Below are 11963 nucleotides of genomic sequence, written 5' to 3'. Positions count from 1 at the left end.
ATCCTCCCCCGACGGGGGAGGGGGACCATGCGAAGCATGGTGGAGGGGCACAGCCGGCTAACGTGACCTCTCGTAATCCGAGAGTGCGCCTTCACCACCTTTCAGGTGGTCCCTCTCCCCGCTTGCGGGGAGGAATTGAAGCGGCGCGCTTTGCGGCCTACGCTGGGGTCATCATCTTCAGGACACACCCGTAAATGCCCTTCCGGCGTTCCGATCTTGCCGACCTTTCGTATTTCCTTGCCATCGCGCGGCACCGCAACTTCCGCAAGGCGGCGACCGAACTGGGCGTCAGCGCCTCGGCGCTCAGCCATTCGCTGCGCGGGCTGGAGGAGCGGCTCAAGGTCCGCCTCGTCAACCGCACCAACCGCTCGGTCACGCTGACGGCGGCGGGCGAGGACCTGCAGGCCGCGATCCGCGACCCCTTCGCCGCGATCCACGAGGCCGAGGACCTGCTCAACCTCCACCGCGACGCCCCCACCGGCCGCGTGCGCCTCAACGTCCCCGACGAGGCGGCGATGCGGATGCTGGCGCCGGTGCTGCCCGAATTCGTCACGCGCTACCCCGACGTGGAACTCGATATCAGCGTGGACAACACGATGGTGGACGTGATCGAGGCGGGCTTCGACGCAGGGATACGCTTCGGCGGCACCGTGCCCGAGGACATGATCGCCCAGCGCCTTTCACCCGATTTCCGCTGGGTGGTGGCCGGCGCGCCCGCCTATTTCGCAAAGCACGGCGAGCCGCAGCATCCCGACGACCTCATGCGTCACCAGTGCATCCGTCTGCGCCTCGGTAACGGGCGGATGTACAACTGGGATTTCGACCGGGGCGAGGAGTCCCTCGCGCTGGCGGTGCCCGGCGGCATCATCGTCGACAACGGCAGCGTCAGCCGCGCACTGGCCCTGAGCGGCATGGGCCTGATGTACGCGGCGGAACCGGCCATCGCTCCGCTGCTGGCCGACGGCTCATTGCGCGCGGTGCTGCAGGAGTGGGCCTCGCCGGGGCCGGGCTACTTCATCTATTATTCCAGCCGGCGCCAGGTGCCGAGGGGCCTTCGCCTGCTGATCGACCTGATCCGCGAGATGAAGCCGCTGGGATGAGCAGACCCTTCGACAAGCTCAGGGTGAGCGGAATTGGTGTAAACCTTCCAATCCGCTCAGGCTGAGCTTGTCGAAGCCCCATCGGGAAAGACTGCGCCCGCCTCAATAATCCTCGGTGTCGATCGAGGCGTTCATGGTCGGCGAATAGCGGTGACCGCTGACCGTCTGCTGGTTGATGATCTCTCCGGCACGCGCGATCACCTCCGGCGCGATGTCCAGCGTCATCGTCCCGTGGTTCTGGTCGAAGTGCGCGATCGAACGGGTGCCGGGGATCGCATGCAGGTGCTCGCCCTGCGCCAGTACCCAGGCCAGCGACAGCTGCGCGGGCGTCGCCCCGGCTTCTGCGGCGAGGGCGGCAAGCTGCTCGATCAGCGCGAGGTTGGCCGGCCAGTGCTCTGCCGAGAAGCGCGGCATGCTCAGGCGGATGTCCTTGCCGCCCAGCTGCTCGGGCGCGGTGATCTCGCCGCACAGCGCGCCGCGCCCGACCGGGGAGAACGCGACCAGCGCGATGCCGAGCTCACGCGTGGTGTCCAGCACGCCCAGTTCGACGTTGCGGGTCCAGAGCGAATATTCGGTCTGCACCGCCGCCATCGGATGCACCGCGTGCGCCTCGCGGATATGCGCGCTCGACCATTCGGAGACGCCGTAGGACCCGATCTTGCCTGCCTCGATCAGCCGGGCCATCGCGCCGACCGAATCCGCGATCGGCGTGTCGCGGTCGAGCCGGTGCATGTAGAACAGGTCGACATGGTCGGTGCCCAGCCGCTTGAGGCTGGCATCGATAGAGGCGGCGATGCTCTCCGGGCGGCAGTCGGTGCCGCGACGCTCGCCTTCGAGCACGATGCCGGTCTTGGTGGCGAGGAAAAATTCGTCGCGCCGATCCATGATCGCCTCGCGCAGAGTCTCCTCGCTGACGCCCATGCCGTAGATGTTGGCGGTGTCGAAATGGTCGCAACCGGCGTCCAGGGCATGGCGGAACAGCGAAACCGCATCCGCGCGATCGGGCGCCTCGCCGTAGGCCCAGGCGATGTTCATGCAACCGAGGCCGATGGCGGCGACTTCGCGGCCGGCGAGAAGGCGTTTGGTCATGGGGTATCCTGTATTCGGGGGAACCGCAGAGGTCGGCCAAATTGCCTGGCCAGTCAAGCGCGTGGGACGCAGCAGGCTTGCAGAGATTGCATGTGAATATATGCAACTAAGTCGCAATAGCGATGGACATGATGAACTTGTGCCTTATCTAACCCGATGACGACATTGCATGAGCGAAGGAGGTCTCGAAGCCATGGAAACCCGCCGCGAATCCGACAGCATCGGTGAAATCGACGTACCCGCCAACGCCTACTGGGGCGCGCAGACCCAGCGCTCGATCGAGAACTTCCCCTTCGGCGAAACCGAGCGCATGCCGATCGCCATCGTCCATGCCCTGGCGCTGGTGAAGCAGGCGGCGGCGCGGGTGAATCGCAAACACGGGCTCGAAGCGAAAGTGGCGGACGCCATCGAGACGGCGGCGCAGGAAGTCGTCTCGGGCAAGCTCGACGACCAGTTCCCGCTGGTGATCTGGCAGACCGGCTCGGGCACGCAGTCCAACATGAACGTCAACGAGGTGATCGCGGGCCGCGCCAACGAGATCCTGACCGGTACGCGCGGTGGCAAGTCGCCGGTCCATCCCAACGACCATGTGAACATGGGCCAGTCCTCGAACGACAGCTTCCCCACCGCGCTGCATGTGGCGGCGGCGCGCGCGGCGAACGACAAGCTCTACCCCGCGGTGGCGCAGCTCCATTCCTCGCTTCAGGCCAAGTCGGAAGCGTGGAAGGACATCGTCAAGATCGGCCGCACGCACCTGCAGGACGCGACGCCGGTGACGCTGGGGCAGGAATTCTCCGGCTACGTCCAGCAGCTTCACCTTGCGCGCGGCCGCATAGAACCGGCCGTCTCGGGCGAAGTGAGCGCGCTGGCGCAGGGCGGTACGGCGGTCGGCACCGGGCTGAACGCGGTGCCGGGCTTCGACGTCGACGTGGCGGCCGAACTCGCCAGCCTCACCGGCCTTCCGTTCCGCACTGCCGAGAACAAGTTCGAGGCGCTCGCCTCCAACGATCCGCTGGTGCACTTGTCTTCCACGCTGGCGACGCTGGCGGTGGCGCTGACCAAGATCGCCAACGACGTGCGCTGGCTGGGTTCCGGCCCGCGCTCCGGCCTTGGCGAACTGGACCTGCCCGCGAACGAGCCGGGCAGTTCGATCATGCCGGGCAAGGTCAATCCCACCCAGTGCGAGATGCTGACGATGGTGTCCGCGCAAGTCATCGGCAACCATCAGGCAGCTACAATCGGCGGCCTGCAGGGCGCGTTCGAGCTGAACGTGTTCAAACCGCTGATCGGCGCGGCGGTGATCCGCTCGATCGACCTGCTTTCGGTCGGCATGGTCAGCTTCGCCGAACGCTGCGTCGACGGTATCGAGCCCAACCGTGCGCGGATTGCCGAACTGCTCGACCGCTCGCTGATGCTGGTGACCGCGCTGGCGCCCGAGATCGGCTACGACAACGCCGCCAAGATCGCCAAGCACGCGCATGCCGAGGGCCAGACGCTCAAGCAGGCGGCGCTGGAACTGGGGCTGGTGGACGAAGCGACGTTCGACCGCGTGGTGCGCCCCGAAACGATGGTGTGAGTGGCGAAGGGGGGGAGGGCGCTTCCCCCCTTTTTTCGTCATTGCGAGTGAAGCGAAGCAATCCAGCGCGGCTTAGTACTGCCCTGGATTGCTTCGCTTCGCTCGCAATGACGAGACTGGAATGGGGTTGGTGCTCTCATTTTTGCAACGATCCGTTCCGATCATTGCGTTTGATCGCGCAGGTCTGGCAAGGCAGTTAGGACCCGGGTGCGGGGCGTGGACTTTGACGGTCGCGTGGCGCACCTTCCTGACCCTTCCGACCGCGCGAGACCATGGCCGAACACCCCGCCAATTCCCCCCGTCCTGAAGTACCGCAGGGCGAAGCGGAGATCGCCGCCGCGGCTGCCGCGCGTGCCTTGCCGATCCTGCCCGAGTGCGCGCCTGGCGTTGCCGCCAACCTCGCGCTGCTGGCGCGCCATGTCCGCACGATGCGGGGCGAGCCGGCATGAGGTCGATCGCACAAACCGCCGCCGCCGTGCGCGCCGGGACGCTCAGCGCCCGCGCCATGGTGGAAGAAGTGCTGATCGCCCTGGTCGCCGACGAGCATGTAGCCGTCACCCGCGTCCTGCACGACCGTGCCCGTGCCGAGGCCGACGCGGTCGATGCGATGGTGGCTGCCGGGCGCGATCCGGGGCCGCTGGCGGGCGTGCTCTATGGTGTGAAGGACCTGTTCGACCTCCAAGGGCTGCCGACCACGGCAGGCTCCACGATCTACGTCGACGCCGCCCCCGCCAGGTCCGATGCCGAGGCAGTGGCCAGGCTCAAGGCGGCGGGCGCGATCTGCCTCGCCACTCTCAACATGGACGAGTTCGCCTACGGCTTCGCGACGATCAACGCGGCTTACGGCACGACCCGCAATCCTCACGATCCCTCCCGCCTCGCAGGCGGTTCCTCGGGCGGCTCGGCTGCGGTCGTCGCGGCCGGGCTGCTCGCTTTCGCGCTGGGATCGGACACCAACGGTTCGATCCGCGTGCCCGCCAGCTTGTGCGGTCTCTATGGCCTGAAGCCCACGCAAGAGGGCCTGCCGCTGGCGGGCGTGTTTCCCTTCGCCGAGAGCTTCGACGACATCGGCCCCTTCACCCGCTCGGTGGAGGATATGGCGCTGGTCTGGCAGGTACTCGCAGGGCGCGAGCCCGCAAGCCGCAGCGAGTTTCGCATCGCCCGCCTCGGCGGCCGTTTCCGCGAGAACGCGCAAGGCGAGCAGCTTGCCGCCATCGATGCCATCGCCCCCGATGCACCGCTGATCGAACTGCCCGAGATTGCTCGCGCGCGCTCTGCCGCCTTCATCATCACCGCCTATGAGGGCGGCACGCTTCACCGCCAGGCGCTGGCCGAAAACGCGATGGGTTTCGACCCGCAGGTCCGCGACCGCCTGCTGGCCGGTGCCCTGCTGCCTGAGACGCTCTACGAAGAGGCACAGGCTTTCCGCGCCGAATACCGCGCCCGGATCGAGGCGCTGGTGGCTGACTACGACGTGCTGCTCGCCCCGGCGACACCGACTTTCGCGCCGCCGATCGCCGATCCGCGCATCCTGATCGATGGCGCGCTGTCTCCGGCGCGGGCGGATCTGGGCATTCATACCCAGCCGATCACCTTCACGGCATTGCCGTCGCTGGCGGTTCCGCTCTACCGGCCGGGCATGCTGCCGATCGGCCTGCAACTGATCGGCGGACCAGGGCGAGAGCCCGACCTGTTCGCCTTCGCCGCCATGCTCGAAGCGAACGGGACGATCGGATTTTCCATGCCGCTGGGGGCGGCGCGTATTATTGATTTTACGCCGCCTGTGGCGGCGAGGGGGTAACAGGCGTGACGCAGACCGCAACCACCATCGATGCACCGGAGGTCGTGCCTTCGGGCAAACTGGACCGCTACTTCTCGCTGACCGCGCGCGGCACCACCGCGCGCACGGAAGTGCTGGCGGGCATGACCACGTTCCTGACAATGGCCTACATCGTGCTGGTCAATCCCGCGATCCTGGGCAGCGCGGGGATGCCGGTCGCCTCGGTGGCGGCGGCGACGTGCTTTGCGGCGGCCTTCGCCTCGATCCTGATGGGCTTCGTGGCCAACACCCCGCTGGCGCTGGCGCCGGGCATGGGGCTGAACGCCTATTTCAGCTTCACCGTCGTGCAGCAGATGGGCGTGCCCTGGCCAGTGGCGCTGGGCTGCGTGTTCATCTCGGGCGTGGCATTCCTGCTGCTGACGCTGACGGGCATCCGCCAGCTGATCGTCACCTCGATCCCGCAGTATCTCTTCGCGGCGGTGGCGGGTGGCATCGGCCTGTTCATCGGCTTCATCGGCCTCAAGGATTCCGGCATCGTCGTTGCCAATCCGGCGACGTTCGTGGCGCTTGGCGACCTGAAGGCGCCCGGAGCGGCGCTGGCGCTGTTCGGCCTGCTGGTGATCGGCGCGCTGTCGGTGTGGAACGTGCGCGGGGCGATGCTGATCGGCATCCTCGCCACCACCGTGGTCGGCTGGATCGCGGGCATGGTCTCGATCAGCCCCGAGCCTTACTCGCTCTCCGCGCTGACCGGGACCGCGTTCCAGCTCGATCTTGCGGGCGTCTTCGGGCTTTCCGGCAAGCATGGCCTCGGCCTGCTGGAGATCCTGTTCGTCTTCCTCTTCGTCGACCTGTTCGACAACATCGGCACCCTCGTCGCCGTCACCAAGCGTGCCGGGCTGATGGACGCGGCGGGCCGCATTCCGGGCCTCAATCGCATCCTCGTGACCGACGCGGTCGCCACGATGGTCGGCTCGATGGCGGGCACCAGCACCGTCACCAGCTATGTCGAGAGCGCCGCGGGCGTGCAAGTCGGCGGTCGCACGGGCCTGACTTCGGTGGTCACCGGCGTGCTGTTCCTGGCGATGATGTTCGTGGCGCCTTACGCGCAGGTGATCCCGCTGGCCGCCACCGCGCCCGCGCTCATCATCGTCGGCGGCCTGATGCTGCTGCCGCTGACCGAAGTGGAATGGGAAGACCCGCTCGCGGCGATCCCGGCGTTCCTTACAGTGGCGATGATCCCGCTGACGTTCTCGATCGCCAACGGCCTTGCCTTCGGCATCACCGCCCACGCCGTGCTCAAGATCGTGCGCGGGACGATCACGAAGAAGGACAGCTTCCTGCTGGTGCTGGCGCTGCTGTTCGTCGCCCGCTTCGTGTGGATGGGCGGCGCCTGATGCGCGCCGTCATCGCCTCGGCTCTTGCCCTCGTCGCCCCGTGCCTCGCTTCGCCTGCGCTGGCGGACGAGCGGCTGGACCTCACCCCCCGTACCTTGGTGATGACGGCCTATCAGCCCGAATGGAACGCGTTAGTCCATGCCGTGAGCGAGCAGAAGGAACATAGCCTCAACGGGTCGACTTACCTGACCGGTACGCTGGAGGGCAAACCGGTGCTGCTGATGCAGAGCGGCGTGTCGATGGTGAACGCGGCGATGAACACCCAACTGGTGATTGACCGCTTCACCGTGAAGCGCATCGTCTTTTCAGGCATCGCGGGCGGTGTCGATCCGTCACTGACGATCGGCGACGTCATCGTGGCGGAAGACTGGGGCCAGTACCTGGAAGTCAACTTCGCGCGCAAGGCGGGCCGCAAGGGCTGGAAATCGCCTGAGGCCGTCTCGCCCGAGGCACCGGGCAACTGGAACTTCATCTTCCCGCGCGGGGTTACGGTGCCCAATGCCGCTACCCCGTCGAAGCGGTTCTTCACCTTCGCGATGGACCCGGCATTGCTGGATTTGGCGGGCAAAGTCGCGCCGACGATCGCGATGGAACGCTGCGTACCGCCTTCGGAGCACCAGCTTCCCGGCAGCGAACTGTGTCTCGCCAAGCCGCCCAAGGTCGTCGTCGGCGGCACGGGCGTCAGCGCAGGGGTCTATGCCGACAATGCCGAGTTCCGCGAATATCTCTACAAGGCCTGGCACGCCCGCGTGCTCGACATGGAGAGTGGGGCAGTGGCGCAGGTCGCCTATGCCAACCAGGTGCCGACGATCGTGTTCCGCTCGCTGTCCGACCTTGCGGGCGGCGACAAGCACAAGAACATGGAGGACACTTACGAGCGCCTCGCCTCGGTGAACTCCGCCCACGTGGTGCGCGCCTTCGTGGCGGCGCTTCCGGACTGAGAGGTTTTATGCAGACCGTAACCGCCCGCAACGGCATCGCCACCGCGCCGCACTTCCTCGCCGCGCAGGCGGGCCGCGACGTGCTTGCCGACGGCGGCAGTGCGGTGGAGGCCTGCGTCGCCATCGCCGCGACGCTGGCCGTCGTCTATCCGCACATGACCGCGATTGGCGGCGACGGCTTCTGGGTGATCCGCGAGCCGGACGGCACCGTGCACTCGATCCACGGCTGCGGCGGCGCGGCGGCGACGGCCGACCTGTCGCTCTATGCCGGGCTGGAGGCGGTGCCGACGCGCGGGCCTCTGGCGGCGAATACGGTGGCGGGGACGATCTCCGGCTGGGCGGCGGCGCTGGAGGCAGATTACTGCACCTTGCCGCTTGAGCGGCTGCTGCGCGATGCGATCACCCATGCCCAGAACGGCGTGACGGTGACGAAGGGCGGCGCGGCCATCGCGGCAGGGAAGGGCGACGAACTGCGCGGACAGCCCGGCGCCTACGCCGCGACCTTCGAGCCGGAAGGCCGCCCGTTGGCCGAGGGCGACACGCTGCGTCTCCCCGCGTTGGCGGAGACCTTGCGCAAGCTGGCTGCGAACGGGCTGCAGGACTTCTACACCGGCGAACTGGCCGCTTTGATCGCCGCCGATCTGGAGGCGCTAGGCAGCCCGGTTTCCGCCGCAGACCTCGCCGCGCACACGGCGACCCGGCCGGACCCGCTGCATACGCGCGTCGGCGGTGCGACGCTCTACAACGCGACGCCGCCGACGCAGGGTTTCGCCTCGCTGCTGATCCTGGCGCTGTTCGACCGGCTCAAGGCCGATGCCCCCGAAGGCTTCGACCACGTCCATGGCCTTGTCGAGGCCACCAAGCAGGCGTTCCTGCTGCGCGACGTGCATGTCGGCGATCCGGCGTACACGGACTTCGACTTTAAGGCGCTGCTCTCCGACCCCGCCGCGCTGGACGACCTCGCCGCGCGGATCGACCCGGCCAAGGCGCTGGAATGGCCGCAGCCGCCGCAGTGGGGCGATACCTGCTGGTTCGGCGCCGCCGATGCCGAGGGCCGGGTGGTGTCGTGCATCCAGTCCACCTATTTCGAGTTCGGCTCGGGCCTCGTGCTGCCGCAGACCGGTATCACCTGGCAGAACCGGGGCAGCTCGTTCCGGCTGGCGGAGAGCGGCTGGAATGCCCTGCAGCCCGGGCGCAAGCCGTTCCACACGCTCAACCCCGCGCTGGCCGTGTTCGACGATGGGCGCATCATGGCCTACGGCACGATGGGCGGCGAGGGCCAGCCGCAGACGCAGGCCGCGCTGTTCAGCCGCTACGCCCGCTTCGGCATGGACCTCCAGGACGCGATCAGCGCCCCGCGCTGGCTGCTCGGCCGGACCTGGGGGGACGTCACGACCTCGCTCAAGCTGGAGGACGGTTTTGACGAAGCGCTCTATGCGCAGCTGACCGATGCCGGCCACGACGTCGAGCGCGTCGGGGGGCTGACCGCGACTATGGGGCATGCGGGCGCCGTGGTGCGCCTTTCCGACGGTTCGTTCGAGGGCGCCTCCGACCCCCGCAGCGATGGCGAGGCGGCGGGATGGTGAGCCACATCCCCAGCGGCGCTCGTGCCGTCGCGCGGTGCGACGAACTGCGCGTCGCGCCTTACAGCGACATGGAAGGCGGCCTGTTCCGCGCCTACCTCACCCCGGCTTATGCCGCGGCACAGGAGCAAGTGGCCCGGTGGATGGAGGCCGCAGGCATGCGCGTCCATGTCGACGCCGCCGCCAATCTGGTGGGCCGCTATGACGGCCACCTCGGCCATGCCCCGGCGCTGGTGATCGGCAGCCACCTCGATTCCGTCCGCGACGGCGGGCCTTATGACGGCCCGCTGGGCATCATGCTCGGTATCGAGGCGGTCGCCGCGCTCCATGCCGAAGGGCGCCGTCTGCCGTTCCCGATCGAGGTCTATGCCTTCGGGGACGAGGAAGGATCGCGCTTCCCCGCCGCGATGCTGACCAGCCGGGCGGTGGCCGGGACGCTCGATGCCGCCGCGCTCGATATCACGGATACGGCGGGCGTGACGCTGGCCGAGGCGCTGGTCACCACGTCCGACTATCTCACTGCCGCCCGCGCGGCCGATACCACGCTGGCCTACCTTGAGGCGCATATCGAGCAGGGGCCCGTGTTGGAGGCGGACGGCCTCGCGGTCGGCACGGTCACTGGCATCGCCGCGCAGTTGCGCTACCGCGTCACCGTCAAGGGCATGGCCGGGCACGCGGGCACCGCGACGATGCGCCTGCGCCGCGATGCGCTGGCGGGGGCGGCGGCGATGGTGCTGGCGGTGGAGCAGATCGCCCGCGCGGACAACTCCGATGTCGTTGCCACCGTGGGCGTGCTGGAGGCGCTGCCGGGCGCGCCCAACGTCATCCCCGGCGAAGTGCGCTTCACCATCGACGTCCGCTCGAGCGCGGAAGAACGGCGCGACGCGGTGGCCGAGGCGATCCTCGCGCGGATCGGGGAAATCGCCGAGGCGCGGGCGCTGGAACTGGCCGTCAGCCTGATCCACGACCTTGCCGCCAGCCCCAGCGCCCCCGCGCTGATGGACCTGATGGACGATGCGCTGGCCGCCGCCGGGCAGCCGGTGCGCCGCCTCGTTTCGGGCGCAGGGCACGATGCCATGAACATGGCCGCGCTGTGCCCCACTGTCATGCTGTTCATCCGGTGCCGCGAAGGCATCAGCCACAATCCGGCCGAGCATGTCGAGCCTGCGGACGCGGAGATCGCGTTGCAGGTAATGCTCGGTTTCATAGACCGCCTTGGAGATTCCTTTGTCGCTTGATCCGCAGCTCTTTGGAGAAATCGACCCGCCCCAGCGCCTGCTGATGGGTCCGGGGCCGATCAATGCCCACCCGCGCGTGCTGCGGGCGATGAGCGCCGACCTGCTCGGCCAGTTCGATCCCGAGATGACCGGGTTCATGAATCAGGTCATGGCGCTCTACCGCCCGATCTTCGGGACGCAGAACAAGTGGACGATGCTGGTCGACGGCACCGCCCGCGCCGGGATCGAGGCGGCGCTGGTCAGCCTCGTCGCGCCGGGCGACGTGGTGCTGGTGGTCAACTTCGGCCGCTTCGGCTTGCTGCTGACGGAAATCCTCCAGCGCATCGGCGCGGTGATCGAGACGGTCGAGGCGCCCTGGGGCGAAGTCGTGCCGATGGATCGCATCGCCGACGCCATCGCCCGCTGTCACCCCAAGATCGTGGCGACCATCCACGGCGACACCTCGACGACGATGGCGCAGCCGCTGGAAGGCTTCGGAGAACTGTGCCGCCGGGCGGGCGCGCTGTCCTACGTCGATGCCACCGCAACGATCGGCGGCATGGAGCTGGCGGCGGATCGCTGGGACGTCGATGTGGTCACCGGCGGTCTGCAGAAGTGCCTCGGCGGTCCCTCGGGATCGGCCCCGATCACGATCTCCGACCGCGCCGCCGAGCACATCGGCAAGCGCCGTCATGTCGAGCAGGGCATCCGCAGCGCCGGGACGGTGGACGGTGCGGGGCCGCGCATCGGCTCGAACTACTTCGACCTCGCGATGATCATGGACTACTGGTCCGAGAAGCGCTTGAACCATCACACCGAGGCGACTTCGATGCTCTACGCCGCCCGCGAATGCGCGCGCATCGCGCTGGGCGAGGGGCTGGAGGCGCGCTATGCCCGCCATGCCTCGGCGGGCCGGGCAATGACGGCGGGCCTGCGCGCTATGGGGCTGACGGTGTTCGGCGACGACCGCTATCGCATGACCAACGTGACCGGCGTGTACATCCCCGAGAGCGTCGATGGCGAGGCCGTGCGCGGAGCCATGCGCGAGCTGTTCGAGATCGAGATCGGCACCGCTTTCGGCCCGCTTCAAGGCAAGATCTGGCGCATCGGCGCGATGGGTTACAACGCGATGAAGCACAAGGTGCTGCTGACGCTGGCGGCGCTGGAATCGTGTCTGGTGATGCAGGGCTTCGCGCTGCCGATGGGCGCGGCGGTTCCGGCGGCCATCGCGGCGTGGGAGGCATGAGGATGGGCGTGCAGCATGGGCTTCGACAAGCTCAGCC

The 11963-nt window shown here is 68.0% G+C and carries 10 protein-coding genes; 9 read left to right on the top strand and 1 reads right to left on the bottom strand.

Annotated elements, in window-relative coordinates:
• Positions 1-194: 194 nt before the first annotated feature.
• On the top strand, positions 195-1100 hold the full coding sequence (locus tag LH128_RS23855; protein ID WP_008832257.1) for a LysR family transcriptional regulator: 906 nt from the start codon (positions 195-197) through the stop codon (positions 1098-1100).
• Between the two features lie 102 nt (positions 1101-1202).
• On the opposite strand, the gene LH128_RS23850 is transcribed toward LH128_RS23855, so the two are convergent.
• Positions 1203-2189 carry an aldo/keto reductase gene (locus LH128_RS23850; RefSeq protein ID WP_008832256.1) on the bottom strand — a complete coding sequence of 329 codons (987 nt, stop codon included), beginning with the start codon at positions 2187-2189 and terminating at the stop codon, positions 1203-1205.
• A gap of 193 nt (positions 2190-2382) precedes the next feature.
• Between LH128_RS23850 and fumC the strand changes: the two genes are divergently transcribed.
• The 8 genes from fumC (at position 2383) to LH128_RS23815 (ending at position 11926) form a co-directional block, all read left to right on the top strand.
• Complete coding sequence (fumC, locus tag LH128_RS23845) at positions 2383-3765, top strand: class II fumarate hydratase (RefSeq protein ID WP_008832255.1); 1383 nt, start codon at positions 2383-2385, stop codon at positions 3763-3765.
• Positions 3766-4037: 272 nt separating this feature from the next.
• A complete protein-coding gene (locus tag LH128_RS33750) occupies positions 4038-4214 on the top strand; it encodes a hypothetical protein (RefSeq protein WP_155986136.1) in 177 nt (58 codons plus the stop codon).
• The gene (locus tag LH128_RS23840) at positions 4211-5566 is read left to right on the top strand and encodes an AtzE family amidohydrolase (RefSeq protein WP_008832254.1); all 1356 of its coding nucleotides are present in this window, start codon (positions 4211-4213) and stop codon (positions 5564-5566) included. Before LH128_RS33750 ends, LH128_RS23840 begins: the two co-directional genes overlap by 4 nt.
• 5 nt (positions 5567-5571) lie before the next feature.
• Positions 5572-6939 (top strand): NCS2 family permease, encoded by a 1368-nt coding sequence (locus LH128_RS23835; protein ID WP_008832253.1) that lies wholly within the window; start codon positions 5572-5574, stop codon positions 6937-6939.
• Complete coding sequence (locus LH128_RS23830) at positions 6939-7880, top strand: 5'-methylthioadenosine/S-adenosylhomocysteine nucleosidase (RefSeq protein ID WP_008832252.1); 942 nt, start codon at positions 6939-6941, stop codon at positions 7878-7880. The genes LH128_RS23835 and LH128_RS23830 overlap by 1 nt, the downstream gene beginning before the upstream one ends.
• Positions 7881-7888: 8 nt before the next feature.
• Positions 7889-9466: a gamma-glutamyltransferase family protein gene (locus LH128_RS23825; RefSeq protein WP_008832251.1), complete on the top strand. Its 1578-nt coding sequence runs from the start codon at positions 7889-7891 to the stop codon at positions 9464-9466.
• Positions 9460-10701, top strand: coding sequence for an allantoate amidohydrolase (locus LH128_RS23820; protein WP_008832250.1), 1242 nt, complete (start codon positions 9460-9462; stop codon positions 10699-10701). The genes LH128_RS23825 and LH128_RS23820 overlap by 7 nt, the downstream gene beginning before the upstream one ends.
• A gap of 43 nt (positions 10702-10744) precedes the next feature.
• Positions 10745-11926, top strand: a complete 1182-nt coding sequence (locus LH128_RS23815; RefSeq protein WP_083910339.1) for a pyridoxal-phosphate-dependent aminotransferase family protein — start codon at positions 10745-10747, stop codon at positions 11924-11926.
• The last annotated feature ends 37 nt before the right edge of the window (positions 11927-11963 follow it).

It is taken from the genome of Sphingomonas sp. LH128 (assembly GCF_000293195.2).
Classification (GTDB): domain Bacteria; phylum Pseudomonadota; class Alphaproteobacteria; order Sphingomonadales; family Sphingomonadaceae; genus Novosphingobium; species Novosphingobium resinovorum_A.
Note: the sequence above shows the minus strand (reverse complement) of the source record. Positions and strands in the feature narration are given on the sequence as shown.

Excerpts from the sequence above, each read along its gene's own strand:
- LH128_RS23825 (WP_008832251.1), top strand. The coding sequence starts at position 7,889 with ATGCAGACCGTAACCGCCCGCAACGGCATCGCCACCGCGCCGCACTTC.
- LH128_RS23855 (WP_008832257.1), top strand. The coding sequence starts at position 195 with ATGCCCTTCCGGCGTTCCGATCTTGCCGACCTTTCGTATTTCCTTGCC.
- LH128_RS23850 (WP_008832256.1), bottom strand. The coding sequence starts at position 2,189 with ATGACCAAACGCCTTCTCGCCGGCCGCGAAGTCGCCGCCATCGGCCTC.
- LH128_RS23820 (WP_008832250.1), top strand. The coding sequence starts at position 9,460 with ATGGTGAGCCACATCCCCAGCGGCGCTCGTGCCGTCGCGCGGTGCGAC.
- LH128_RS33750 (WP_155986136.1), top strand. The coding sequence starts at position 4,038 with ATGGCCGAACACCCCGCCAATTCCCCCCGTCCTGAAGTACCGCAGGGC.
- LH128_RS23815 (WP_083910339.1), top strand. The coding sequence starts at position 10,745 with ATGGGTCCGGGGCCGATCAATGCCCACCCGCGCGTGCTGCGGGCGATG.
- LH128_RS23840 (WP_008832254.1), top strand. The coding sequence starts at position 4,211 with ATGAGGTCGATCGCACAAACCGCCGCCGCCGTGCGCGCCGGGACGCTC.
- LH128_RS23830 (WP_008832252.1), top strand. The coding sequence starts at position 6,939 with ATGCGCGCCGTCATCGCCTCGGCTCTTGCCCTCGTCGCCCCGTGCCTC.
- fumC (WP_008832255.1), top strand. The coding sequence starts at position 2,383 with ATGGAAACCCGCCGCGAATCCGACAGCATCGGTGAAATCGACGTACCC.